This window comes from Acinetobacter sp. B-6 (assembly GCF_056930735.1).
In genome coordinates, this window is record NZ_JBXPBY010000004.1 from 1 (window position 1) to 25,024 (window position 25,024).

Here is a 25,024-nt window from a genome sequence, read left to right on the forward strand (position 1 = left end):
AACCTAACACAACCCCCTTTTTTAATCTTTCTGTTCGGATGGATGTTTTTTCCTCAAATTCACCCTTTTTTTTGCTTTTTTATCTATTTTTTAAGCATTATGAGCGCAGGTTGGCTCGATTTACTGGATAATTTATTTTCTTTATCGATTTCTTGCCACTTTAAAGGGCGACAATCAATATATTCACAATAACCACTTTCGCCTTGGTAGCTTTGTTGATTGATTTGCAGTTGATAACTAAAACTACCGACATAACCTGCCGCTAAACCAAATTTATAATCACCCCGACTTTGAGCTTGGATACTGATAGAAATTTTTTCATCTTGGTATTGCCACTCAAACTCTCTGGGCAAATACATTTCTTGTTGGTTAACCGTTTTGACTTTAGGGAAAACACGCTGAATATTAAATACAACTTGTCGATCAAACATTTTGGCTTCAAGTGTTTGGATATTTCGCATATAGATACGAGAATGCAAGGTATTATTCATTTGGTCACAACTATAAACACAAATGATTTGTAACTCATCATTCAATTGAATGAGTTGATAAGTGTAGAGCGCATAAGGAAGATATGGAAAATTCACCATACGCATATATTCAAAAGCCGCGTATTGTTGAATATCATATTTTTGATCTTTGTATTGGATACAACCTTCACAGTGCGCAACCAAAGACCAATTCTCAGCAAAACCAAATTTCAAATGAATAAAATGCGAAACCAAAGGCAAAGTCCTGATCTTTAAATCAAAACTTAATTCGCTATCCCACCTTCGCATTACAAAATTTGGAATTTTTCCAAAAACCTGTTCTTTTTGACCAAACTCAAATTTTACTTTGGATTGATCATCAACCTGAAACTGACAATCATGCTGAATCGAATAGCCATTGAGTTGTCCCACCATATGGGCACTTGTACTGCCCAATACAGTGGCAGTATCTAAAGCAGTGGTCGAGATTTCATTTTGATTGCAGAAAACAGCGTTATTCGGTTGCCCGATCAAACTATAGAAATTGAGATAATGTAATGGAGCCGGTAAGTTAGCCAAAACCAACTTTTGATGCGCAATTTTGTATTTATCTTTGGGAGGGTGATAGCAAAGTTCAGTGGGCGTTTGAGCTTGATTCAGTTGTTTAGACTGATCTAAGAAATCTTGAAACAACCGCATATCAAGCTCCTTACCATAGGTTTTATTTTATATCTTATTCAACCGTATTCTTTCTTGCCAAGAATGTTGTTACAAAACCAGAAATAGCATAGATAATTGAAATCACCAATATGCCTACAGGAATATTATAAGTCATTGCTGCAAGGATAAATACAGCGATTGGCAATACAAAGAATGGTACTCTCTTACGATCCACTGTTTTAAATGAATAGTATTTAATATTGGAAATCATCAACAAACCAACGGCAATAATGACAAACGCATTGATTGCCTGAATAGCACCATCTTTAAGATTAAAAATATAACTGAAATCTTGTCCAACCCAAACCCATGCGATAATAATGATTGCAGCCAAAGGACTCGCAACACCGATAAAATAACGTTTATCGACCACACCAATTTGTACGTTAAAACGTGCTAAACGGAATGCAGCACAAGCTGTATAAACAAAACAGGCAGCTAAACCAATTCTACCTAAATCATGCATACTCCAGCTATACATTAAGATAGCAGGTGCAACCCCAAACGCCAGCAAGTCTGAAAGTGAATCGAATTGCTCACCAAAAGCACTCTGTGCACCAATTGCGCGTGCCACTCGACCATCTAAACCATCAAATAATGCTGCAAGGAAAATGGCATAAATCGCTTGAGTAAAATCACCATTCATACTGGCAATAATGGAATAAAAGCCTGATAACAACGCTGAAGTTGTAATCAGGTTAGGCCACAAATAGATCCCGCGACGTTTTACTTTTTGCCCTTCATGCGTATGCTCTTCCTCTTCAACCTCAAAAGTAATGCCATCAAATCCAAGGTCTTGGTTTGAAGAGTTTGGGCTTTCTGGTTTATTTATATTTGTCATTTTCGAATCCTATCTATGGCTCTTATTTTGGAGCTGTTGATATCTGACCTAAGATTTTATCACATTCATTTCTAAGTGAAATTGATACGAATTACTCAAATTATTTGGTCATAATTTGTAATTCGCATCATTATTCACCTTTCTAACTATTGCCAGAAATGAATTATTCGCCCACCAACCAACGCACAGCAGCATGCCCACCATTTTCACTCATGCGCAAATGTGGGAATAACCATTGCAATGCTTCATCCGCATCTTCAGAAAATTTCCATGGTGGATTGATGACCAACAAACCACAACCATTTAATCCAACTGGCGTATCGTCGGGCCATACACAAACTTCACAAATCAACTGACGGCGAATCCCTGTTTTAATCATTTTCTTTTCAAAACGTTCAATCATGGCACGGTCTTTGATCGGATACCAAATTGCAAATACACCTGTAGACCATTTTTTATATGCAGCAGCGATTAATTCAACCAATTGCGGAAAGTCTTTACGTTCTAACTCATAAGGTGGATCAATCATCACCAAACCACGTTTTTCTTTTGGTGGAATTACCCCTAAAAGCCCTTCGTATGCATCACGTTCATGCAAGCCTGCACGTTTGTCGCGGATATTAAAATACAATTGCTGAAACACATCACGCTGCATTTCAAAGATTGTTGCCTTGTCTATATCTCGCATTGCTTCAAGTGCAAACCAAGGTGAGCCTGGATAAGCACCTTTTCCAGAACCTGCACGCATATCTTCAACCACTTTGAGGTATTGTTTTACCCCTTCTGGTGCATTGCGTTTAATTGAATCATCAAGCTTAACGAGACGGTGAATGCCCGTTAAGAATTCACCTGATTTTTGCGCTTCAGATGTAGATAAATCGTATTTGCCCGCACCACCATGTGTATCTATATAACGATAGGGTTTGTCTTTAGCATTGAGACGTGTCAATAGTTGGAGCAATAACACATGTTTCATGACATCGGCAAAGTTGCCTGCATGGAAATGGTGACGGTAATTCATGTTTCGATTAATTCCTGAGTTCAATGGTTATTTTAACACGAAAAAATATTTCTTCACTGTCCATCGTTTGTTCTAATATAGCAACAGCACTTCAAACACTAATTTTTGGTTATTTATGGAAGCACTTTCCCTCCCAAAGTCATGGAATGTTGATCAAATTCTTGATGATTTAGATCAACATGGATTTACTGTTATTGACCATGCCTACCCGGCTGACTATGCACAACAATTGATGCAAGAGTGCACCCAAAATTTAAACCGTTTCCGTGATGCGGCAATTCAAAATGGTGTAATCAGCAAAATTCGCAGTGATCATATTTTATGGATCAATGAAGATTTAGAAATTGCTCAACAGCATATCCAAGCGCTGCAACAGCTCGTTCAAATTTTCAATGCAACATTTTACTTGGGAATCAAAGAAGTCGAAGCTCATTTTGCTTGCTATAACGCAGGCGAGTTTTATGCCTTGCATCGAGATAATCCTCAAGGCAAAAATGGTCGTATGATTTCTACAGTGTATTATTTACATAATGAATGGCAGGATAACTGGGGAGGTAAATTGCATCTACAAGACAAAAATAATGTATGGCATACTTTAGAACCCAAACCCAATCGAATCGCCTTATTCCAAAGCGACTTATTGCATGAAGTTCTTGAAGCTAAACATCAACGGCTTTCAATTACAGCATGGCTCAGAAGCGATACCCCTATCCTATAAGTGCTTTAACGAAAAGATCAGCCATATTGCAAATTCTTGTAGTTATAAAAACTTTTAGGATTATTGAATAGCTTTGACCATTTTGGTCTTGAGTATTTAAATATGCAACGCTCCATCTCGAAGTAATCGGCTTTAAATTATTGAAATAAACCTCATAATAGAGTGTAGAAATTAAGAGGATTCAGCATATGTTTGATAATACAAAACAAATCATCTCGCGTATTGGTGAAACTGATCAATTGTATTTGTCAGGCAATACACCTGAACTTGCACTTGAACGTGGTGATCTACGTTTACAGTTAGTCACGCAAAGTCATTCAAAACAGGAACAGATACACTTTTTACAAGAAGCGATTGTATTACTTGAAACTGCGCGTCTGGAATACGAAGAAATGCAGATGTCATTGTATATACAGCTTTCTTTGCATTTAGCCAAAGCCTATATGATTTACTTTGAACTGACTAAAGAATCGCGTTATGCCCTGATCACACAGCAAATCTTGAAACCGATGACTCAACATGAGCATGCGGATATTTACTTTATGTTGGCTTATGCTTCTGTAAGCAAGCATGATTTTGCTTTGACTCGTCATTGGTTAAATAAATATATCAAAACTGCAGATTTTGATTTAACGCTACTTCGACAACATCATGCTTTTCAACCTGTTCGAAGTGAACCTTGGTTCAGCCAAATGATCCAAAGTAAATTACACTAAGCATTTGGTGTAAAGTCACTATGACATGAACTGGCAACCCATAAAAAAAGAAAAAGATGGCAAGTGTAGCCATCTTTTTTGTTGCGCTTGGGAAAAGTGAAAGCGTTAAGCTGTTTGTAATTTATAAGCATCTAAATGGAGTTGTTGGTTTAACTCGTCAATCCAAATTGCCCAATCATCATCTTGCACCAAATGACTGATTAATAAATCACGCTGAGATCTATTCCAAAATGGTGCTTCATGTAGAGACACATTTGCGGGTAGCTGGTGGGTTCGTACATAAAGTTCAATCGCTGCTGAACTATTGGCTAAACCCAGTTGGGAAAACAGTAACTCTAAGGATGGTTTGTTCGTCCTGAGCATATCGCCCTCCTTATATAAGTTTATTTGTCATTAGATATACAATTAACTTATAAGAAAGGTCATACAAAAGATAGTTGTATTTTTGGTTTTCTTGTTTCAATTTGTGATTAAAATTCAAACAAAGCTTGCTTCAACAGACAGTGTTTCATTGTATTGTGTTTAATTTCACCAATAAAAAAGCACTCTATGTAGAGTGCTTTTTCAAAACTAAGCTTAAATAGATTAAATTTTTTAATTATTTAAGCATATCTGCAATTGCAGCACGCTCTTCTTCAAGTTCTTGAAGTGTTTTATCCATACGTTCACGGCTGAATGCGTCAATTTCTAAGCCTTCAACACGTTTGTATTCGCCATTTTCACAAGTCACTGGAACACCGTAGATTACGCCTTCAGGAATACCATAAGAACCGTCTGAAGGAATACCCATCGTTACCCATTCGCCATTTGTGCCGAGTGCCCAATCACGCATATGGTCGATTGCAGCATTTGCAGCAGAAGCAGCAGAAGAAAGACCACGTGCTTCAATGATCGCAGCACCACGTTTACCAACAGTTGGAAGGAATACGTTTGCGTTCCAATCAGCATCGTTGATTTTGTCTTTTAGGTTTTCGCCATTTGCAGTTGCAAAACGGTAGTCAGCATACATTGTTGGAGAGTGGTTGCCCCAAACTGTAAGGTTTTTGATGTCAGCTACAGCAACACCAGCTTTTTGAGCAATTTGAGTTAACGCACGGTTGTGGTCAAGACGTAACATTGCAGTAAAGTTTTTCGCTGGAAGGTCTGGAGCAGATTTCATTGCGATATAAGCATTTGTATTTGCAGGGTTACCTACAACAAGTACTTTTACATCACGGCTTGCTACTTCGTTAAGCGCTTGACCTTGACCAATGAAGATTTCACCGTTCACTTTCAACAAGTCAGCACGTTCCATACCAGGACCGCGTGGACGTGAACCAACCAATAACGCGTAGTCAGCATCTTTAAATGCAACTTTTGGATCATCAGTACCGATCATGCCAGCCAATAATGGGAAAGCACAGTCATCTAATTCCATCATTACGCCTTTAAGCGCAGCTTGAGCTTTCTCAAATGGAACTTCTAACAATTGCAAAATAACGGGTTGGTCTTTACCAAGCATTTCACCGCTAGCGATACGGAATAATAAGCTGTAACCGATTTGACCAGCTGCGCCAGTAACGGCAACGCGAACAGGTTGCTTCATGTAATTATCTCCAATGAGGATCGTTAATGTGATTAAACGGTTAAATCCGTTTTAATCGAATTATCATAAACGGCAAAGATTGTACTCCAATCCTTTAACACTTGCATGTAAAAGAGAATGAATTTCAACAAAAGTATGATAGGAAATATAAATAAAATAGCTCAAAAAGAATGGGTTCTAACGACAATTCAGCTTTGTTTGTGAATATATATGCTTTTTAGGGATGACCAGACACAAAATCTAAAATACCAACAGCGGCTAATATGTACCCTTGATTGAGAATGTATTTGGACAATTTGAAACAATATGATTCGAGCATTGTTTATACTGCCCATTGACCCGATAACACACTTGAACTTCAGTTAATACTGGATTTGATGATGAACTTTGACAAGTGAAGCGAATACTATCGTTGTTCATTCCTGGGTTTAATCTTACAAATTGTGTTTTTAAAGCATTGTGCTGAACATTTTTATTTTCTGAACTGGTCAAATCTGCTGGAATTTTAAGTCGATCAGCCAAATTGATAACTGTTCTAAAATACTGACTGGCATTCATCGGGACACATCCCCCCACACTCCGCCAAAGTTGAATGCGGGCATTTTCCTCTGGCATCACTCGAGCTACGACCTTTGCCTGCAAAGGCGTTAAGCTTGCAGATGAATTGGTGGTGCAATTTCTCTCAGTTGTTTCGGGCAATAAACCTGAAATCGTTAATGAATATCCTTCTAAACATTTGCGTTGTTTTTGTTTAGATGAATCCAAGGCACAAACCGCTGGCGTCAATTGCACCTGCATCACATAACCTTGTAATTGCGGTGCTGCATGTAACGGCACATTGACCAAAAAAAATCCCGCACAGCATACAGTCAATGCCGTGCAAAACTTCTTTAATTTACGCAAAATATTGAAAATCATTGATTTACCAACAAAGTTTCATCCAAATTTAAAGCGATTATTGTGATACACGAGTTGGAATCACAGGCATACGACTTTCAATGGCTTGAGGTCCTTGTCCTAATAAAATTCCATAATGCGCAGCATTGGTCATCACATTTTTTACATAGTCACGAGTCTCATTCAAAGGAATTGACTCTGTATACTGATCTGCTGAAAGATTTTGATAATCAGGTTGCCAACGTTTAGCACGGTTTGGTCCAGCGTTATAACCTGCTGTTGCCAAAACTGGATTACTGCTTAATTGCCCATGAATCATTGACAAATAGAAAGTACCATAACGAATATTGGTATTGGCATCACTGAGTGCAGCAGGATTATATGTTTCACCCATCTGTCTTGCCACCAATTTTGCCGTGCCTGGCATGATTTGCATCAAACCGCCCGCACCCACATGTGAACGAGCAGCGGTGACAAAACGACTTTCTTGGCGCATTAAACCATATGCCCAAGCAGGGTCAATCCCAGCATTTCGACTATGGCTAACGACTAAAGATTGATGTGGTGTCGCATAACGATAGGTATAGTTATGTTTTTTCTCTGTACGTTCTGCCGCATAAATTGCCCGATCATACCAGCCCATATCAGTGGCACGTTTTGCAGCAGCAAGCAGTAATCCATCATCATGCTTCAAGTATGCCTGACGTACAGCCCAATTCCATTCTCTATTGGTATAGGTTGCTGGGGCATTGATATTACGTAAAGTAAACGCACGACGAAAATGAATATCACTATTTAAACGTTGTTGATCGTCTGTCGAGGGTTGCTCTCTTGCTGGGCTATCATTATATTTTTGCCCCAAATGATCTTTGGCAAGCAAATTATGATAATCATCGCCTGACATAGCCAAACGCTGATAAATCTCACGTGCTGTTCTTTTCGATTGCGCATCACTACGTTGTTCAGACGCACGTGCTAACCAATATTGCCAACGATCTTCTTGTTTTTGCGTGACGCTCATACTGTCAATTGCACGAATCACACTTTCCCACGCACCAAATCGTATTGCTTGGCGTGCATACACCTCAGCTTCTTCAGCGCTAAAAGGCACACCATAACTGGCATCAAAGTTTTGCAGCACTTCGCGATTAAAATTATTTTTCATGACTGTTGTGCCACCTATATAGCCCACAGTACGATAAATATATTTTTGCACATCTTCTGGCACACCCTGAACCAACTTAGGTACAGACTGCAAAGCACTGGTTAAATCTGTATCCGCTGCACGACCTAAGGCATACACTAAATAGGCATAATCTTGCACATTCGTTTTCGGTGCTGACCATAAGTAATTGAGTGGATTCGCTTGAATTTGGTTTAACTGGGTCAAAGATAAATTAATACCAATTGATTGTGCTGTCGCTATAGCCAAACCAGATTGTCCTGCTCTTAATTGTGCATAAAGACGTTGTTGACGATCTTGTGTCGTCATCAGTGGACTAGACAACATCATCCGCCCCAAACCATTACAAGATTCAGGCTGAGTGTTGGTCGTCAGCCAAACATCTTTGAATTCAGCAAAAACCAAGGCATCGCCTGTTTTGGCACGAACTTGTGCAACTGCACAGCGTTCTGCTTGGTCTGGATTGGTGACATATTGCAATACAGGTTGGGCACTTGAAAAATCTGCTTGTTTGACTTTTTCTTCCACATAGTCTGCCGCTAACTTTTCAGCCATTGCCGATTGTGGGTAACGTTGCGCAAAGCTAATAATGTTGCCAGCAGGTTGAAAAGCAAGATTAGCATTCAACATCCAATATTCAGGATAGTAGCCTAAAGCATCATTTTGCATTGAAACACGGTACTGTTCTAAAGCACTCGAATTATTCGCATTACGCAAAGCATCATTAAACTGCTCTTCAGCAGCATAAGTCACTTGCAGGCTTGTGCATGCAACTGTGCCTAAAAGGTAAAGTTTTAATTTATTTTGCTTAAGTTGCTGCTTTAACACCGTTTTTCTCTCAACCTGCATGATGTGCCTTAACTTGCTGATGCACTTATTTGTGCCTAGTTTAATTATTCTAATCCATTTCTACTGTTGTGTTATGTAACCTCATGATTCATCATTAATAATCTATTCTGTTTTTCTTGATTTTTTTCATTTGTGTTCCCTACTGTTCTTAAGCTAGCAGTGATGTTTAAATATTTCCCTGAATTCCATTTAAATGCTGTAAAATAGCGCGCCTTTTGCGAGTCTGTTAAAATGACAAACTCAATGCGAATTTAAAATTCCCTTTATTCATAGGATAGACCCCTCCATGACGGTTCAAACCTTCATTCCAAATGGTGCCAAAGCTGCCTCAGAAAACACTGTAACCCAGCCACAGCACACCCCAGCCGACGGTACGGTTAAAAAACTGTATATCGAAACGCAAGGGTGTCAGATGAATGAGTATGACAGTCATCGTATGGCAGATCTTTTAGGCGACTCACACGGTTATGTGCTCACAAGCGATCCAAGTGATGCAGATATTCTACTGATGAATACCTGTTCAATCCGTGAAAAAGCCCAAGAAAAAGTATTTTCGGAATTAGGACGCTGGCGCAAACTTAAAGAAAAAAATCCTGATCTTGTTATTGGTGTCGGCGGTTGTGTTGCTTCACAAGAAGGTGACAACATCCAAAAGCGTGCGCCTTATGTTGATATGGTTTTTGGTCCACAAACTTTGCATCGTTTACCGCAAATGTTAGATCAACATGTTGATCAAATTGAAAAACCTAAAAAAGATAAAATTAAGCTGGTGGATATCTCATTCCCTGACATTGAAAAGTTCGACTTTTTGCCTGAACCGCGCGTAGAAGGCTACAAAGCATTCGTTTCTATCATGGAAGGCTGTTCGAAATATTGTTCATTTTGCGTAGTTCCCTACACACGTGGTGAAGAAGTATCTCGTCCTCTGGATGATGTCTTGGCAGAAATTGCAGGTTTGGCTGAAAAAGGTGTGCGTGAAATTAGCCTACTGGGTCAAAATGTGAATGGTTATCGTGGTGAGACCTTTGAAGGCGAAATTTGCACATTCGCAGATTTATTGCGTCTTGTTGCAGAAATTCCAGGTATTGGTCGCTTACGTTATACCACCTCACATCCACTCGAATTTAATGACGATTTGATCCAATGCTATCGCGACTTACCACAAATGGTTTCACATTTGCACTTACCTGTGCAAAGTGGCTCAAATGATGTTTTACAAGCGATGAAACGTAATCACACCATTGATGTTTATATCGAAAAAATTGCCAAATTGCGCAAAGTTCGCCCAGATATGCATTTATCTTCAGATTTCATCATCGGTTTTCCGGGGGAAACAGATGCGCATTTTGAAGAGACTTACCAGTTTATCCAAGATTTAGACTTTGACCATTCTTATAGTTTTGTATATTCAAAGCGTCCAGGCACACCTGCATCTGAATTACCAGATGACACACCTGATGAAGTGAAAAAGGAACGTTTAGCCAAAGTTCAGCATTGGATTAAGCAATCCAGTATCCGTAAAACAGATGCTATGTTGGGTACTATTCAACGCGTTTTGGTTGAGAATGTTTCGAACAAAGATCCAAATTTATTGGTGGGTACAGCCGACAATACACGTTTAGTAACATTTGTAGGTGATGCCTCTTGGGTCGGACGCTTTGCAGAGATTGAGATTACGGAGATTAAGACCTTAAATTTAGTTTACGGAGAACTCTTGAATCTTGAGCCTGACGTGGCGTAATGTAAGGGTATAGACTTTACTTTTAAAAAGGATATCTCTTGACTGCAGCGATTCGACGTACAGTAGCTTTTCCAGGTATTTCAGTTGAACGTTTAAAAAGCATGCTTGGTGCTTATAACGGTCATCTGAAACAAATCGAACAACGTTTAAATGTCAGTATTTCACACCGTGGCGACAGCTTTTATATTGATGGTGAATTAGAAGCAGTGGAGCGAGTTGAAGGCTTATTGCAACGTTTGCATGCTGAAGCTGAACTCTCTCAAGAAATCAGTGCTGATACGATCCATTTAATGATTCAAGGCAGTCAAACTGACCGCGAGTTACAAGAAGACCTTTCGGACAATGAGCACACAGGCTTAGATGAAGTCTGGTTGCAAACCCGCAAAGGTCGAATTAATCCTCGTGGTGCCAATCAAAAGCGTTATGTACAACGCATTTTACAGAGTGATATTTCTTTCGGGATCGGTCCTGCGGGTACAGGGAAAACCTATCTTGCCGTTGCTGCCGCTGTCGACATGCTCGAACGCAACGAAATTCAACGTATTCTTTTGGTTCGCCCTGCTGTTGAAGCTGGCGAAAAATTGGGCTTTTTACCCGGTGACTTGAGTCAAAAGATCGACCCGTATTTACGTCCACTCTATGATGCACTCTATGAGATGCTTGGCTTTGAAAAAGTTGCAAAACTTATCGAACGCCAAGTCATTGAAGTCGCACCACTTGCCTATATGCGTGGTCGAACATTAAACCACTCATTCGTGATTTTAGATGAAGCTCAGAACACCACGCCAGAACAGATGAAAATGTTCTTAACGCGACTAGGTTTTGGTTCTCGTGCAGTCATCACAGGTGATATTACACAGGTCGATTTACCACGAGGACAACAGTCTGGTCTGGCACATGCCTTACGAATCATCGAAAAAATCAAGGAAATTCATATCACACGTTTCCATTCTCGGGATGTGGTTCGTCATCAGCTGGTACAGAAAATCGTCGAAGCTTATGAAGGATGGGACAGTGAACAATATCGTTTAAGTGCTGAAGCACGTGCTGAACGTAAAGCACGTCAGGAAGCCTTAATTGCTGAAAATGATTCTGCGGCAGATGCTCAACACCAAGACGCAGTTGCTTCAAATCAGGAAAATGTTTAAGGATTGTTTTTGAAACTTAGCTTATCGTTACAACAATCGTTTGAAGCACCAACTCTGGTGCTCAAACGTGCCTATTTAAAGAAAGTCATTGAAACCACTTTACGTCATATCGAAGTTGATCAAGATTGTGAAATTGGAATCGCTTGTGTAGATAATGACGAAAGCCATCAGTTAAACGCTGAATATCGAAAAAAAGACAAACCCACCAATGTGTTGTCTTTTCCAAGTGATATCCCTGAAGAAGTGCTACCGCTGTTGGATGCGTTACCTTTAGGTGATTTAGTCATTTGTATCCCAGTGGTGTTGCAAGAAGCCATTGAACAGCAAAAAACGCCGATTGAACATTTTACCCATATGTTGGTTCATGGAACACTGCACTTGATGGGGTATGATCATGAAACTTCAGATCAAGATGCCGAAGAAATGGAAGCATTAGAAATCGAAATATTAAACAAACTTGGTTTCGAAAATCCCTATTCCGTAAAGGAAGATTGATCTTCCAATCAAACTGAAATCCTTCTAAAAAGAAGGATTTTTTATTTCATCAATACAGTACCTATGCACATCATTACTACGCACCACTCGCACGCATAGCGATACCTTAGAATCGCCAAATATAATTCAACCTAAGCATATAGTTTGGTATTTTTCATCATAGATGGTCGTACTTACATATGACATGTGGATGGCTTCCAATGCATAGAAGACTCAAAAGATATGAATTGTAGCGCTCACACAGCATCAGTAAATCCTAAGCACCAGCGACACAAAATATTTTAGACTGCACTTTTAAGACTTCAAAAAATATTATCGAAAACTTTCCCAAATTCCAATTTGACCTTCTTTCACGTGTGGAATATTGCCCAGTTTAATCCAGGGCATATTATCTCCATGAAAATCACTGCCTACTGAAACCTTTAATGCATGTTCAGCAATCATTCGATCAACCATTTGGCGTGTTGAAGCGGTTTCAATCGCAGGAGGTAACTCAATAGCATCGCCCCCGTGTTGAGCAAATAATTCAATCAAATATCGAATATTGGTTGCTGATAAATCATAGCGTGTAGGATGTGCCAATACCGCAAAGCCCTGACTTTCATGAATCACCTGTATGGTTTCTGCCAAGCCTAAACCATCAAACTTCACATAAGCTTTTTTGCCCTCTTTGATGTATTTATCAAATGCTTGCTGTGCGCGCTGTACAATGCCCTTTTCAACCAATGTTTTCGCAATATGCGTTCGTGTAATTCGATCAGGCTCACCATCTACCTTTGCCACAACATCGGCATAAATATCTTGGTGAATCAAAGGAATCAACAGCTCACAAATTTCCTTTGCTCGTTCGGCACGAATTTTTTTCTGTGCGGTTAAAAGCCGTTGTAAAGGTTCAGGATTTTGCATATTGAGTGCAACGATATGTACGCCATAACTCTTTTTTGTGGCGGGTCTAGACCACTGACTCGAGATTTCTACACCTGAAATGATTTGAATTGGTTGATTTTTTGCAAATTGTTCAGCTTGTATTAAGCCATCCATGCTATCGTGGTCCGTCAAGGCAAGCGTATGTATGCCTTTCTCGATGGCAGCTTCAACCAGTAATGCTGGTGTTAAAGTTCCATCAGAAATATTACTGTGAGTATGTAAATCTATGCCTTGCATCTTTTATACTATCCCATCAACCTGAACAGACTAGATACTTTAACATGAAAGCACTTTTAGACTTTGTGCCCCTCATAATTTTCTTTTATTTATACAAAACGGTTGATCCCAAAGATGTTGATCATCCCTTACTACAGTTGATCGGCTCAGCAGGTGGTGTAAATAACAATAACATTCTTGTTGCAACAACAGGTTTGATTATTTCAATGCTTGTTGTCTATGGTGCTTTATTCATTTCACAAAAATTCCGTCTGGATAAACAACAATGGTTTGTTTTATTTATGACTGTGATTTTTGGTGGAATCACTTTAATGTTAAGTGATGACTTCTATATTCGCTTAAAAGCTGCAATTCTGAATTTAGTTTTTGCAGGCGCTTTCTTGCTTTCTCCTTATTTTGGTAAAGATAAAAAACCACTCATTCAACGACTATTTGGTCCGGTTTTAGACCTGACTGAAAAAGGTTGGAAAAATTTAAACTTTGCTTGGGCAGCGATGTTCATTGTGATGTCAGGTTTACATGTTTTCTTTGCTTTTTTATTTGCAGGCGGCAAATATTGGGGAGAATTTACAGCATTTGGTGACATGATTGTGATGTTTTCCTTTATCATTATCCAGTTTGTTATATTACGAAAACACTTCAAGTCAGGCGACGAATAAAGTGTTTTAGAAAAATCGAGAAATATCATGCCATTATTTGTAATTACCTGTACTGATCAAGAAGGTACAGTAGAAAAACGTCTTGCTGTACGTCCACAGCATTTGGCTCGACTAGAAAAATTAGATGCTGAAGGTCGTGTTATTGTGGCTGGAGCAATGCCCGTTGATCGTGAAAATCCCCAAGCCGGTTTTTATGGCAGTACGATGATTCTTGATTTTGAAAGTCGTGAGGCATTAGATGAATGGCTGAAAGACGAACCTTTCCTTAAAGAAGGAATTTATCGTCATATCGATGTTAAGCCATTCAATAAAGCATTACCTAAGGGATAACAAAATGCGCGTTGTCGTTCAAAGCTTACTTCGTCTGACTTTAAGTTCTACGATACTTCTATCTCCTATGTTATGGGCAGAGCCAACACAGGCACTCACAGCTCAAACAACGACAGCAGCGCCTTCCGCTCAGGCGAACCCAACTGTCGCGCCACCAAAACCCAATATCATTCCTGCAGTTGCTGGTGCAAATGCGACAGTTCAAACTCAGGCACAGGCACAAGAAAATAAACCTTTGACTGCTGAACAAATTGTCAAGGAAAAAGCGTCTCAAGATGCCAAAGTCAAGGCTTTAGTTAAAGACCAAGCAACTCGGTTGCAACAGCTTGAAAAAGCCAATTTAGAAGCCTTGGCGCAGAACCAAGAATTACAATTGAAAAATGATAATCTTGGGGTGCAGGTTCAAGTCCTACAAAGTGAACAAAGCGCACAAATGTTTTTATATGGTGCAGCTACTATTGCTGTGGGTGTATTACTTGGCTTTTTAATCGCAAGCTATATCTATACCAAACGCCGTCGTCAGTGGTAAACCACGATCAAGACCGCATTCATCCAGATACTCTAATGCCCTCCACGTATAAAAGTTGTTTTCGACATTTTTATGCCTGCAGGGCATTCTTATTGAAATATGTTTTAGAACAGCTAGACTACATTTAAATGCGATTTACCTACTGGAAAAAGTTGTAAATAGTGTCTAGCGTCAAATCAAGTGTTGTAAATCTCCGTGATCTGTTGGCATCATAATGCTCTATCGTTTTGAATATGAATAATTTCAAGCGTTCTCCACATCTCAATCATTAAAAGGTAATTCACGTTGTCAAATGCCATTCAAACTGCCGACTTAGACTGGCAATGTGTTGATGGAATTGAAGTTCCAATTTCAAAACAATTTGGTGATGTCTATTTTTCAAAAGACAATGGACTACTAGAAACACGGCATGTTTTTTTGAATGGCAATGACCTTGAAACCAGACTGGGGGCTTTGCGTGATTTTGAGTATTTTTGTGTAGGTGAGACAGGTTTTGGTACAGGGCTCAATATTCTCGCCTTATGGCAACTTTGGCAACAGGTTCGTCCTGATAATCATAGTCACTTGCACGTCATCAGCGTCGAAAAGTTCCCACTGTCTAAGCAAGATTTAATCCGTGCTTTAGCAGTCTGGTCTGAGCTAAAAGGTTTTTCACAACAACTGATTGAACAGTACCCCTTACCAATTGCAGGATGCCATCGTTTAAACTTTCCTGAAGCCCGATTTTCAATTGATCTTTGGTTAGGTGATGCACATGATGTCTTTCCCGTTATTGCAAAAACCCATCCCGTCAATGCATGGTTTTTAGATGGTTTTGCGCCTTCATGCAATCCTGACATGTGGGAAGCCAATGTTTTAAACAATCTCATCAGACTTTCTGACATAGGAACAACATTTGCCTCATTCAGTGTAGCAGGCGTGCTTAAGCGCGGTTTAACACAACACGGTATCACCATTTCACGTCCACGTGGTTTTGGACATAAACGCGAGATGTTAAAAGCGATTTGGAATGCGCCTGAACCCATTGCAGAACAAAGCCAAGAACTACAACTACACAATCATCGCAACTCAACAGATCATTTTGGTCAACGTCAAATTGCGATTATTGGCGCAGGAGTTGCGGGTTTAAGTTGTGCATGGGGTTTAGCTCAACGTGGACATCAAGTTACGATTTACGAGCAATCTGCCCCATTATCAGGTGCATCTGGTAATCCCTTGGCATTGCTCAATCCAAAACTCAGCCCGATTGAGCAGAGTTCAGAACATTTAATGACCTTAGCTTGGCAATATGCGCTTAATCATTATCAAAATTTTAGTGCCTTTCGTCCGATTGCCGTTCAGCAACTGGCACAAAAAAATCCGGATGAATTGCTTCACTTAGCGAGTGAATATCCTCAAGATTTACTTAAAGCACAAACAGCGGAACAACTCGATCTGCACACTCAATACAAAAGTTTGCAGTTGACTCAAGCAGGTTCAGTCTATCCGCAACAACTCAAAGATCAAATTCTTGAACATCCGTTGATTCAATTAAAACATGCCAAAATCGAAAATATTACTCAAACAAATGTTCAGCGACTGACCTTATTCGATCATCAGCATAGTCATTTGGGCAACTTTGATCATGTGATTGTTTGCTGTGCCAAAGACAGCCAACATTTTTTTGAAAACTTTCCCATACTTAAACCCATCCGTGGGCAAGTGAGTTGGCTCAACAACAGTCAACACAAACTCAATCCCAAACATGCTTATAGCTACGGCGGTTATTGCATGCAACTTGATGATCAACAGTTGATCTTAGGCGCTTCTTTTTATCCTAATCGAGATGATACTGAAGCATTAGCGGAAGACCATGTGCATAACTATGATCTTATCCACAGTGTATTTCCACAATATGCAGAAAGGCTCGCACCTGTTGCAGAATGGCATGGTCGTGCATCCGTACGTGCGCAGAGTTTGGATTATTTCCCATTGCTCGGAAAAGTTGAGAAAGACAAAGAAATTTATACTTTTTCAGGACTGGGTTCTAAAGGTTTTTTATTTGCACCATTGTGTAGTGAAGTTTTGATTGCAATGATTTTAAATGAAGCTTGCCCTGTGCCAGAAGCGCTTTTGAGAAAATTGGATGTCAAACGTTTCAATAAAAAACTAAAACCAAAGAAACCATACTTCAAGCCAAATCATATTGATCGTTAATCACATCTACTGGCAATAAAAAAGCGCCTTTCGGCGCTTTTTTACGAACCTTGTTCTAATGGTAAGCCTGCATCACGTGCAGCACGAGTACCGCCCATAAGCACGACATAATCGCGAGAACCATCTAAACTTTCTAATTTTTCAGCAGCACGAGGTGCCTTACTTCCACCACCACATAAGATGTAGATGGACTGATCCGAATTCACTTGAGTCAAGCTCTCTGCACTTAGGCTATCGATGGGCTGATTTACAGCACCTTTCACATGACCTTCAGCAAAGGCTTTTGCGTCACGAACATCCCAGATAATGGCATCTTCTGGGAACTCAAATGTTGTAATTTCTAATTTACGGATCATTGTGCACTCCTTTGATGTAAACAACACTTGGCAAATGAAGAAAACATCCCTAGCATCTCAGATATTCTTTCTATTTGTAAAGGTCTAAACTATGCCATCTTTCGATATTGTTTCAGAATTAGAGATTTTTGAAGTCAATCATGCGGTTCAAAACACCCAAAAAGAAATTGCTACACGCTTCGACTTCCGTGGTCAGGATGTTTCTATTGAGATCAACGAAAAAGCCAAAGAGATTAAAATCTCAACTGAAAGCGATTTCCAATGTGAACAGGTTTATAGCATGCTTGAAAATCATTTCTTTAAACGTAAAGTTGATATCCAAGCACTTGATCCTCAAAAAATGACGGCTTCAGGTAAGAATGTTATTCAAGTGATCAAACTCAAAGATGGACTTGACTCAGATACCGCAAAAAAAATTAATAAAGCCATTAAAGAAAGCGGCGTCAAAGTGCAATCTTCTATCCAAGGTGACAAGATTCGTGTAACGGATAAAAAGCGCGATACATTACAGCAAGTTATGGCGTTTTTAAAAGAACAACAGTTCGGTGTACCTTTACAATTTAACAACTTCAAAGACTAAAGTCTTTAATAGCCCTATAGGTTAAGACATGACTCAGACCAATCGTTTATCTAAACTTGTAAAAGCGACTTGTAAATTCCCTAAAGGCATTCGTAGTACGCTCTGGAGTAAAGCCTTTGGTCGAGTTGTCCCTATGGTGGGTACAGCCAATATTAAATACCTCGAGGTCAGCTCTTCAAAAGTGGTGGTGGAGATTAAAAACCATCGCGCTATGCAAAATCATATTGGTCAATTACACGCTGTTGCGATGGCATTAATTGCAGAAACAGCCACAGGTTTTGTGACAGGAATGAATGTTCCTGATAGCTCAATTGTATTGATCAAAAGTATGCATATTGACTACAAACGCCCATCCAAGGGTGACATGACAGCAACAGCTACCCTTAGCCCTGAACAAATTTTAGAAATGCAAACGTCTGAAAAGGGTGAAACCCTAGTTCCAGTTACGATTATGGATGAATCAGGCAAAGAACCTGTAGAATGCCAAATGGTTTGGGCATGGGTATCTAAAGATCGCCTAAAAAATAAATAAATGTAAATAAAACTTACTTTTAAGTAAGTATAAAAATTACTAAAGTCCTCATAATGAATGACGATTGGTCACTATATTCATCAATATTTATTCATCAAGATGATGTTAAAACATCATCTTGAAATATTGAGAATAATCATGAAATCCAATATCCCACGTAAATTAATTGTATTGATGCTCATGTTGAGTCCTGTTTTATTTTTAACAGCATGTGCCCAAAATCAAATCAACTCTAACCTCACTAACAACAGCACAAAAGTCGTGGCGGTAAACCAGCTTGCACAACAGAACAAAGCGCTTGTGACTGATTTTTATGAGGGTGTATTTCAGAAACACCAAGTCAAAACTTATGCTGATCGCTATATTGGTGAACAGTATATTCAACACAATCCACGTGTCCCTGACGGCAAAGCACCATTTGTAAATTACTTTACCCAATATTTTCAAGACAATCCGGAAGCTAAAAGCGTCATTAAGCGGGCTGTTGCTGAAGGAGACTTAGTATTTCTGCATGTTCATTCCACAATGAATCCACAAGATCGCGGTGTTGCAATCATCGACATTTTTAGAGTTGAAAATGGCAAGATTGTTGAGCACTGGGATGTACGGCAACCCGTTCCTGAGACAAGTGCCAATCAAAACACCATGTTCTGAAACAGCAAATCTGTACTGTTCGAACCCATAAAAAAATCCCAAACAATGTTGGGATTTTTTAATTTGAAGCCATCACACTGTTTGTGATGCAAGGTGCTTTTGTTTGACATCCTCAGGAATTTGTCGTTTATTCCCTGTAACGTCTACAGCAACAAAAGTGAATACACCTGCTGTTACACGCTTGGCAGCACGTGAACTGTCGTGACTGTCCCACACTTCAATCTGCATTTGAATGGAGGTATTCCCCACTTTTAAAATTTTGGTATAACAACTAATCACATCACCCACTTTCACTGGAACAAGGAAAGTCATTTGATTAATAGAAATAGTTGCACAACGCCCTTTACTAAAACGTTCTGCATGAATAGCGCCAGCCAAGTCCATTTGTGAAACAATCCAACCACCAAAAACATCACCACTCCAGTTTGTATCCGCTGGCATTGCGATGGTTTGTAAAGACAGTGTACCTTCAGGTTTTACATGAGAATCTGACACAATAACTCCGAGCCCGTGAATTACTTAAGGGCATTCAATTGTTGATCTAACCATTCTTGTAATTGGTTAGCCCGTAACGCACCGCTAATTCTAGCAACTTCTGTGGTTTTATTCATTAAAACCAAGGTTGGTATGCTACGAATATTAAATGCACTACTCAAACGAGGGTTGGCTTCTGTATCAATTTTGGCAAAAACCACATTGGGATTACTGCCCGCCACTTGGGCAAAATGAGGTGCCATCATTTTGCATGGACCGCACCACTCTGCCCATAAATCTATCAGAATAGGTAGGTCACTGTGACTGACGAAATTACTAAAATTCTGTTCATTTAATTCAATTGGAGCAAGTGGTATAAGATTTTGATGGCATTGCCCACAACTCGGCTGCGCATTCAGCTTGTCTTCAGGAACACGGTTTTTTGCGCCACATGATGGACATACGATAATCATCTAGCTCACTCCTATATGTTGGTGTAAAAAGTCTAATTGGGTCAAAATTGCTTTTTCCAACCATTTCCCGTGATAAATATCAAAATGCGCCATATCCCACTCATGATATTGTACAAAAGGTGCTATGTTCGTCGCCGTTTCTCGACTGGATTCTATTGGGATAAAACTATCTTTTTTAGAAGCAATAAATAACACTGGAATATTTATACTTCTTACTGTCTGAATCGGTCTAAAACGAATTAAGTTAAAGAAAACACGTGCAGGAACTTCACCACTCCAAAAATAATCGGGATGTACAATCGACATATAACCGCTGTAGCTATCTTTGGTTGGAATGAAGCAAAGATCATAGGGATGCACGACAGGTAAGGTACGTGGCAGCATCCCAACTTTTGCCCCCATATAATCTTGACTGGATATTTTTAAAGCTTTAGGAAGCTGCTGAATCGGGAATGATTTTGCCGTTTCTGCCCCATCGACATAAGGTACCTGTACCATGATCCCTTGAACATTTTTAAGTTCACTGGCAAGGCTCAATACATAACCACCACTCAGCGATGTCCCCCATAACACCATTTTCTTAGAATTTATTTTCTTTTGTATTGCCACATAATTAACGACCGTTTTCCAATCTTCCATCTGATTTTGTAAAGAAATCAGTTCACGGGGAAAGCCAGTACTCCCTCCCCAGAAACGATAGTCAAAGAGCACAACCGCATAACCAGCTTGCGCAAATTTTTGTGCATATGCAATCAGTCTAAATTGTCTGAGACAAGCAAAGCCATGTGCCATAATGATTACAGCTGGTTTCTTTAAGTTTTTAGGACGATAAAAATCTGCGGCTATAACTTCTTGCCCGATCGGGACATACAGTGGTTCAACTGTATATGCGTACATACACACTCCATTGCGTTATCTTTTATAGATATTTCTTTTATAAATCTTTTGTAGTCCAAACTCAGTTCTGAGCTTAATGCTATTATATATAGCATATTTGATTTTAAATAATATAGGAGTGACGAAATGAGTGAAAATGTTGGTTTCGCAGGTCAAATAGGTCCAGAACATATTGCTCAAGTTGCAGAGAAAGGGTTTAAGTCTGTGATCAATAACCGCCCTGATTTAGAGGGTGGTTCAGAACAGCCTACCAGCGCACAGATCGAAGAAGCAGCACGTGCTGCTGGGTTAGATTATGTATTTTTACCTGTTGTTGCAGGACAAATTACAGAAGTCGATGTCAGAACGTTTGCGAATCGTTTTAATGAACTTCCAAAGCCGGTCCTTATGTTCTGTCGCACAGGCAATCGTTCAAATAATCTTTACCAAATTGCCAAGCAAATGGACTTATTAGACGACGAATAAAGATTGTTTCATTGAAACAAATATCATTGAGAAGCATTATTTCTTGATTAATTTTGGAATATGAAAATCATTAAAGCCATTTCAGTATACTGGAATGGCTTAAGTTTAAAATATTGATCAAAAATAAAATTTAAGAATTTCACATAAGATGTCGTATGTTAGTTGTATAGAAAATAAATAGTTGGTGAACAAAATGTCATTCGTCATACCAGTGTGGGTTGATTATGGGGCGATTGAAGTGCTCTGGTATAGCCCTTTTGACAATATGGAAATTATTATTTCATGGTGGGAAGATCAAGAAAGTATTGATATATATAAATATAAAACAGACCTCCAAGCTGCTAAAGCGATTCTACCCAATGGAATAATAGTGAAAGTTACAACGCATAAAGAATCTGATTTTTTCTACAAAATACATGCGGAAAAAAAAGTCATTCTTATGCTTGATAACGATTACTCATCGTACTTATCCTTTGAAGGAAAGAAATATTTTCATAAAGGAAAGCTTAATTTTTCTCCTACTCCACCTGGCATTTAAGCGAATACAAAAAAACTTAACAACCTATTTGTTATAAAATCAATTTTTTATGAGCGCATTTTTTCAAATGTCTTTTACTCACACGAATGCAATAAGCTTTGACAATTTATTTATATTTTTTTGATGTTAAATCTAGCTACAATTTCCACTGACTGATCAACTTAATCAGGTTGTAATACTATCTATTCTGAAATAGTGATATGACACAATCACATCATTCACGCTATGATCATTTTGATCATATATTTTTCCTATTCAATAATAAAAGGATTTCTCAATGCAACAAGCTTTATTCGGTGGTGGCTGCTTTTGGTGTACAGAAGCCGTTTTTTTACAGCTTAAAGGTGTTCAAAAGGTGGTAAGTGGTTATGCTGGTGGGCATACAACCAATCCTACCTATGAGGCGATTTGCAATGGAGATACCAATCATGCTGAAGTGATTTTGATTGATTTCGATGAACAACAGATCAGCTATCAACAATTGCTCACTGTATTTTTTGCGATACATGATCCAACCACATTAAACCGTCAAGGTAATGATATTGGTACACAGTACCGTTCTGTCATTTATTATTTCAATGAAATACAAAAAGCTGAGTCTGAAAGCTTTATTGAGCAACTCAAAGCAGATGGGCTAAATATTGTCACTGAACTCAGTCCAGCCCCAATCTTCCATCCTGCGGAAGAATATCATCAAAACTTCTTTGCTCGAAACCCTGCGCAGGGATACTGTAATTTTGCCATTCCTCCTAAACTGCTCAAATTACATAGCCAATTCCAAGACTTACTCAAAGATTAAGTCTTTTTAAAATTTAAAGTGTTTAAAATCCGTATAAAAAAACCTCCCATCAGGGAGGTTTTAAAAAATATTATCATTTTCTTGTTATTTATTAATTATCACTCATAAACGCAAGATCATTTAATCCTGCCTCACTTGCACGTGACATCACTTGTGCAACAGTATCATAACGCGACTCTTTATCGGCTCTTAGCTGAACAGCTGGTTTAACAGCTTTTTGTCCTGCTTCATCAAATCGTTTTGATAATTCATCTAAAGTAATGATTTGATCATTCCAAGCCACTTCGCCTTGCTGATTAATACTAATCGTAATGGCTTCAGGAGGTGGAGCATTCACTTCAGCGGTAGTTTTCGGTAAGGTTAACGGTATCGATGGGTTAGCAACGGTTGCTGTCACCAAGAAGATGATCATCAATACCAACATAATATCGATCAGCGGAATAAGATTCATCTCATTCATGCCAGAATCGTTGTCTTCTCCCAATTGAAAAGCCATTAAGCTTGACCTCCAACTAAACCTTTATTTGTTGCTTCAGCTTCAACTTTTTTTGTTGAAGATTCTTGCTGCAACATCGTATCAATCAATAAACCATGTGCTTGATCTTGTAATTCATTTGACAAAGTGCGATTGAAACGTACACAGATGTTATACGCCAATACAGCAGGAATTGCGACTGCAAGACCAAGCCCTGTCATGATCAACGCCTCACCAACAGGTGTTGCAACTTGCGCTAAACCTGCTTGACCGCTTTTACCGACAGCAACCAATGCATGGAAAATTCCCCATACTGTACCAAATAAACCCACAAATGGTGCCAGTGAAGCAATCGTACCTAATACAGAAACACCCTTTTCAGCATTGGCTTTCTCTACTGAAATCTGACGCAATAAAGCTTGTTCTGCAACTGCTTTACGTTGATCAAATCCAAGTGGTGCAAGTTTTGCCTTTAATGCACTCAACGCTTGAGCGAGATGGTCTTGAGCAACCTGCTTGAGTTGACGCGTGCCCAAAATACGCAAAATGAACACAGTCCACGTTGCAATAGACATTGCCAATAACACGAAATACAGTGTTTTACTGACCGCATCAGCATGTTGCCAATAAACTGAAAAGTTCATATGCACATTTCCTAATTCTTAAAAAAAATCATTTTTTAGAGACTGACAACGCAAAATCCTGCCTAATTTTAAATGGTACACCAGTGCCATTTTCTTTGTAGGCTTTAAATTTTGCAGATTGTGTCTGTTTAACAACGTAACTGTCTAAACTTGAGTTACCACTCGATTGGATCACACGTACATTGGTAATATTTCCATTCGCATCTGCGGTAATTTCAAGATTTACAACCTTTGTACCATCTTCAGGTGACATCAGTTTAAGCAACTGGTCTTTTGCAATTCGAGGACTGCGATTCCAAGAAACCTGCCCTTCGCTTACATTGCGTGGTGTATTTCTTTGCTCTTGCTCACGACGCTGACGGTCACGCTCCTCTTGTTCACGCTTCTGTTGATCCAAACGTTTTTGATCTTCTAAACGCTTTTGCTCATCTAGACGTTTTTGCTCATCCATACGCTTCTGATCTTCTAAACGTTTTTGATCTTCTAAACGTTTCTGCTCTTCAAGCTTTCTTGCACGATCATCATTTACAACAGGTTTTTTCTGTTCAATGATTTTCGGTTTAACCACCGGTTTCGGTTCGATTTTCTTCTCTACCGGCTTAGGTTTAACTTTAGGCTTGATCTGTTCAACAGGAGGTGGAGGCGGTGGTGGAGCATCTTCTTTGAGCTTTAAAAATTTGATTTTTAAAGGTTCTTTCTTTATTTGAGGTAATTCAAAAGCCTTCATATTACTGATTCCCCACAATACACCTACATGCCCAACAATAACTGCTAAGACTGCAGCAAGGACTTTTTTCTTCATCGGTGGAGGCGTTTGAAGTGGTGCAGAGGAAGACTGACTCATAAGAATCTAAATACCTAAAATTGAGTAAACT

At 39.1% G+C, this 25,024-nt stretch carries 30 protein-coding genes; 15 read left to right on the top strand and 15 right to left on the bottom strand.

What is annotated here, in order from left to right:
- Positions 1 to 83 precede the first annotated feature (83 nt).
- The 3 genes from AC1Z3T_RS06015 to AC1Z3T_RS06025 form a co-directional block, all read right to left on the bottom strand.
- Positions 84 to 1,169 (bottom strand): DUF6670 family protein, encoded by a 1,086-nt coding sequence (locus tag AC1Z3T_RS06015; RefSeq protein ID WP_100886001.1) that lies wholly within the window; start codon positions 1,167 to 1,169, stop codon positions 84 to 86.
- Between the two features lie 34 nt (positions 1,170 to 1,203).
- Complete coding sequence (gene pssA / locus AC1Z3T_RS06020) at positions 1,204 to 2,031, bottom strand: CDP-diacylglycerol--serine O-phosphatidyltransferase (protein WP_100886002.1); 828 nt, start codon at positions 2,029 to 2,031, stop codon at positions 1,204 to 1,206.
- 163 nt (positions 2,032 to 2,194) lie between these two features.
- A complete protein-coding gene (locus AC1Z3T_RS06025; RefSeq protein WP_005035691.1) occupies positions 2,195 to 3,052 on the bottom strand; it encodes a 23S rRNA (adenine(2030)-N(6))-methyltransferase RlmJ in 858 nt (285 codons plus the stop codon).
- 115 nt (positions 3,053 to 3,167) lie between these two features.
- On the opposite strand from AC1Z3T_RS06025, the gene AC1Z3T_RS06030 reads away from it, so the two are divergent.
- Entirely contained in the window at positions 3,168 to 3,770 is a 603-nt protein-coding gene (locus AC1Z3T_RS06030; RefSeq protein ID WP_004826728.1) for a 2OG-Fe(II) oxygenase, read from the top strand.
- 188 nt (positions 3,771 to 3,958) lie between these two features.
- Entirely contained in the window at positions 3,959 to 4,486 is a 528-nt protein-coding gene (locus tag AC1Z3T_RS06035; protein WP_100886003.1) for a hypothetical protein, read from the top strand.
- A gap of 105 nt (positions 4,487 to 4,591) precedes the next feature.
- Here AC1Z3T_RS06035 and AC1Z3T_RS06040 read toward each other — a convergent pair whose 3' ends face one another.
- From AC1Z3T_RS06040 to AC1Z3T_RS06055, 4 genes are all read right to left on the bottom strand, one after another.
- Positions 4,592 to 4,849 carry a DUF2789 family protein gene (locus AC1Z3T_RS06040; RefSeq protein WP_004826725.1) on the bottom strand — a complete coding sequence of 86 codons (258 nt, stop codon included), beginning with the start codon at positions 4,847 to 4,849 and terminating at the stop codon, positions 4,592 to 4,594.
- 235 nt (positions 4,850 to 5,084) lie between these two features.
- Positions 5,085 to 6,071 carry a malate dehydrogenase gene (locus AC1Z3T_RS06045; RefSeq protein ID WP_004826724.1) on the bottom strand — a complete coding sequence of 329 codons (987 nt, stop codon included), beginning with the start codon at positions 6,069 to 6,071 and terminating at the stop codon, positions 5,085 to 5,087.
- A gap of 258 nt (positions 6,072 to 6,329) precedes the next feature.
- Positions 6,330 to 6,989, bottom strand: a complete 660-nt coding sequence (locus AC1Z3T_RS06050; protein WP_009586073.1) for a ribonuclease T2 family protein — start codon at positions 6,987 to 6,989, stop codon at positions 6,330 to 6,332.
- Between the two features lie 37 nt (positions 6,990 to 7,026).
- Complete coding sequence (locus tag AC1Z3T_RS06055) at positions 7,027 to 9,000, bottom strand: lytic transglycosylase domain-containing protein (RefSeq protein ID WP_005035688.1); 1,974 nt, start codon at positions 8,998 to 9,000, stop codon at positions 7,027 to 7,029.
- 286 nt (positions 9,001 to 9,286) lie between these two features.
- Here AC1Z3T_RS06055 and miaB point away from each other — a divergent pair, with 286 nt between their 5' ends.
- Genes miaB through ybeY form a run of 3 tightly spaced genes read left to right on the top strand, consistent with a single transcriptional unit; the run spans position 9,287 to position 12,384 of the window.
- Positions 9,287 to 10,741 carry a tRNA (N6-isopentenyl adenosine(37)-C2)-methylthiotransferase MiaB gene (gene miaB / locus AC1Z3T_RS06060; RefSeq protein ID WP_004826717.1) on the top strand — a complete coding sequence of 485 codons (1,455 nt, stop codon included), beginning with the start codon at positions 9,287 to 9,289 and terminating at the stop codon, positions 10,739 to 10,741.
- A gap of 38 nt (positions 10,742 to 10,779) precedes the next feature.
- Positions 10,780 to 11,889, top strand: coding sequence for a PhoH family protein (locus AC1Z3T_RS06065; RefSeq protein ID WP_005035687.1), 1,110 nt, complete (start codon positions 10,780 to 10,782; stop codon positions 11,887 to 11,889).
- Positions 11,890 to 11,898: 9 nt separating this feature from the next.
- Positions 11,899 to 12,384: an rRNA maturation RNase YbeY gene (gene ybeY, locus AC1Z3T_RS06070; RefSeq protein ID WP_004826711.1), complete on the top strand. Its 486-nt coding sequence runs from the start codon at positions 11,899 to 11,901 to the stop codon at positions 12,382 to 12,384.
- A gap of 312 nt (positions 12,385 to 12,696) precedes the next feature.
- On the opposite strand, the gene AC1Z3T_RS06075 is transcribed toward ybeY, so the two are convergent.
- Entirely contained in the window at positions 12,697 to 13,548 is an 852-nt protein-coding gene (locus AC1Z3T_RS06075; RefSeq protein WP_004826709.1) for a PHP domain-containing protein, read from the bottom strand.
- Positions 13,549 to 13,592: 44 nt separating this feature from the next.
- Between AC1Z3T_RS06075 and AC1Z3T_RS06080 the strand changes: the two genes are divergently transcribed.
- The 4 genes from AC1Z3T_RS06080 to mnmC all read left to right on the top strand — a co-directional run bounded on the left by AC1Z3T_RS06080 (position 13,593) and on the right by mnmC (position 17,262).
- Positions 13,593 to 14,207, top strand: coding sequence for an inner membrane-spanning protein YciB (locus AC1Z3T_RS06080; protein WP_004826707.1), 615 nt, complete (start codon positions 13,593 to 13,595; stop codon positions 14,205 to 14,207).
- Positions 14,208 to 14,234: 27 nt separating this feature from the next.
- Complete coding sequence (locus AC1Z3T_RS06085; RefSeq protein WP_004826704.1) at positions 14,235 to 14,537, top strand: YciI family protein; 303 nt, start codon at positions 14,235 to 14,237, stop codon at positions 14,535 to 14,537.
- 4 nt (positions 14,538 to 14,541) lie between these two features.
- Positions 14,542 to 15,066, top strand: coding sequence for an SH3 domain-containing protein (locus AC1Z3T_RS06090; RefSeq protein ID WP_004826701.1), 525 nt, complete (start codon positions 14,542 to 14,544; stop codon positions 15,064 to 15,066).
- A gap of 285 nt (positions 15,067 to 15,351) precedes the next feature.
- Positions 15,352 to 17,262, top strand: coding sequence for a bifunctional tRNA (5-methylaminomethyl-2-thiouridine)(34)-methyltransferase MnmC2/FAD-dependent 5-carboxymethylaminomethyl-2-thiouridine(34) oxidoreductase MnmC1 (gene mnmC, locus AC1Z3T_RS06095; RefSeq protein WP_100886004.1), 1,911 nt, complete (start codon positions 15,352 to 15,354; stop codon positions 17,260 to 17,262).
- 41 nt (positions 17,263 to 17,303) lie between these two features.
- On the opposite strand, the gene AC1Z3T_RS06100 is transcribed toward mnmC, so the two are convergent.
- On the bottom strand, positions 17,304 to 17,618 hold the full coding sequence (locus tag AC1Z3T_RS06100; RefSeq protein ID WP_005035678.1) for a rhodanese-like domain-containing protein: 315 nt from the start codon (positions 17,616 to 17,618) through the stop codon (positions 17,304 to 17,306).
- Between the two features lie 91 nt (positions 17,619 to 17,709).
- Between AC1Z3T_RS06100 and AC1Z3T_RS06105 the strand changes: the two genes are divergently transcribed.
- From AC1Z3T_RS06105 to AC1Z3T_RS06115, 3 genes are all read left to right on the top strand, one after another.
- Positions 17,710 to 18,198: a YajQ family cyclic di-GMP-binding protein gene (locus AC1Z3T_RS06105; RefSeq protein ID WP_004826694.1), complete on the top strand. Its 489-nt coding sequence runs from the start codon at positions 17,710 to 17,712 to the stop codon at positions 18,196 to 18,198.
- A gap of 28 nt (positions 18,199 to 18,226) precedes the next feature.
- On the top strand, positions 18,227 to 18,730 hold the full coding sequence (locus AC1Z3T_RS06110; RefSeq protein WP_100886005.1) for a DUF4442 domain-containing protein: 504 nt from the start codon (positions 18,227 to 18,229) through the stop codon (positions 18,728 to 18,730).
- A gap of 138 nt (positions 18,731 to 18,868) precedes the next feature.
- Positions 18,869 to 19,384 (top strand): nuclear transport factor 2 family protein, encoded by a 516-nt coding sequence (locus AC1Z3T_RS06115; protein WP_100886006.1) that lies wholly within the window; start codon positions 18,869 to 18,871, stop codon positions 19,382 to 19,384.
- 72 nt (positions 19,385 to 19,456) lie between these two features.
- Here AC1Z3T_RS06115 and AC1Z3T_RS06120 read toward each other — a convergent pair whose 3' ends face one another.
- The 3 genes from AC1Z3T_RS06120 to AC1Z3T_RS06130 form a co-directional block, all read right to left on the bottom strand.
- Positions 19,457 to 19,825: an acyl-CoA thioesterase gene (locus AC1Z3T_RS06120; protein ID WP_181447883.1), complete on the bottom strand. Its 369-nt coding sequence runs from the start codon at positions 19,823 to 19,825 to the stop codon at positions 19,457 to 19,459.
- 74 nt (positions 19,826 to 19,899) lie between these two features.
- The gene (gene trxC, locus AC1Z3T_RS06125; RefSeq protein WP_004826686.1) at positions 19,900 to 20,331 is read right to left on the bottom strand and encodes a thioredoxin TrxC; all 432 of its coding nucleotides are present in this window, start codon (positions 20,329 to 20,331) and stop codon (positions 19,900 to 19,902) included.
- The gene (locus AC1Z3T_RS06130) at positions 20,332 to 21,228 is read right to left on the bottom strand and encodes an alpha/beta hydrolase (protein ID WP_100886007.1); all 897 of its coding nucleotides are present in this window, start codon (positions 21,226 to 21,228) and stop codon (positions 20,332 to 20,334) included.
- A gap of 126 nt (positions 21,229 to 21,354) precedes the next feature.
- Here AC1Z3T_RS06130 and AC1Z3T_RS06135 point away from each other — a divergent pair, with 126 nt between their 5' ends.
- The 3 genes from AC1Z3T_RS06135 to msrA all read left to right on the top strand — a co-directional run bounded on the left by AC1Z3T_RS06135 (position 21,355) and on the right by msrA (position 23,030).
- Positions 21,355 to 21,693: a protein tyrosine phosphatase family protein gene (locus AC1Z3T_RS06135; protein ID WP_004826681.1), complete on the top strand. Its 339-nt coding sequence runs from the start codon at positions 21,355 to 21,357 to the stop codon at positions 21,691 to 21,693.
- A gap of 193 nt (positions 21,694 to 21,886) precedes the next feature.
- Positions 21,887 to 22,231, top strand: a complete 345-nt coding sequence (locus AC1Z3T_RS06140; RefSeq protein WP_100886008.1) for a hypothetical protein — start codon at positions 21,887 to 21,889, stop codon at positions 22,229 to 22,231.
- A gap of 277 nt (positions 22,232 to 22,508) precedes the next feature.
- Positions 22,509 to 23,030, top strand: coding sequence for a peptide-methionine (S)-S-oxide reductase MsrA (msrA, locus tag AC1Z3T_RS06145; protein WP_100886009.1), 522 nt, complete (start codon positions 22,509 to 22,511; stop codon positions 23,028 to 23,030).
- 91 nt (positions 23,031 to 23,121) lie between these two features.
- On the opposite strand, the gene AC1Z3T_RS06150 is transcribed toward msrA, so the two are convergent.
- The 3 genes from AC1Z3T_RS06150 to AC1Z3T_RS06160 are packed head-to-tail and all read right to left on the bottom strand — an operon-like array spanning position 23,122 to position 24,993.
- Complete coding sequence (locus AC1Z3T_RS06150; RefSeq protein WP_004826673.1) at positions 23,122 to 23,526, bottom strand: ExbD/TolR family protein; 405 nt, start codon at positions 23,524 to 23,526, stop codon at positions 23,122 to 23,124.
- Entirely contained in the window at positions 23,526 to 24,149 is a 624-nt protein-coding gene (locus AC1Z3T_RS06155; protein WP_004826672.1) for a MotA/TolQ/ExbB proton channel family protein, read from the bottom strand. The genes AC1Z3T_RS06150 and AC1Z3T_RS06155 overlap by 1 nt, the downstream gene beginning before the upstream one ends.
- 28 nt (positions 24,150 to 24,177) lie before the next feature.
- On the bottom strand, positions 24,178 to 24,993 hold the full coding sequence (locus tag AC1Z3T_RS06160; RefSeq protein WP_100886010.1) for an energy transducer TonB family protein: 816 nt from the start codon (positions 24,991 to 24,993) through the stop codon (positions 24,178 to 24,180).
- Positions 24,994 to 25,024 lie beyond the last annotated feature (31 nt).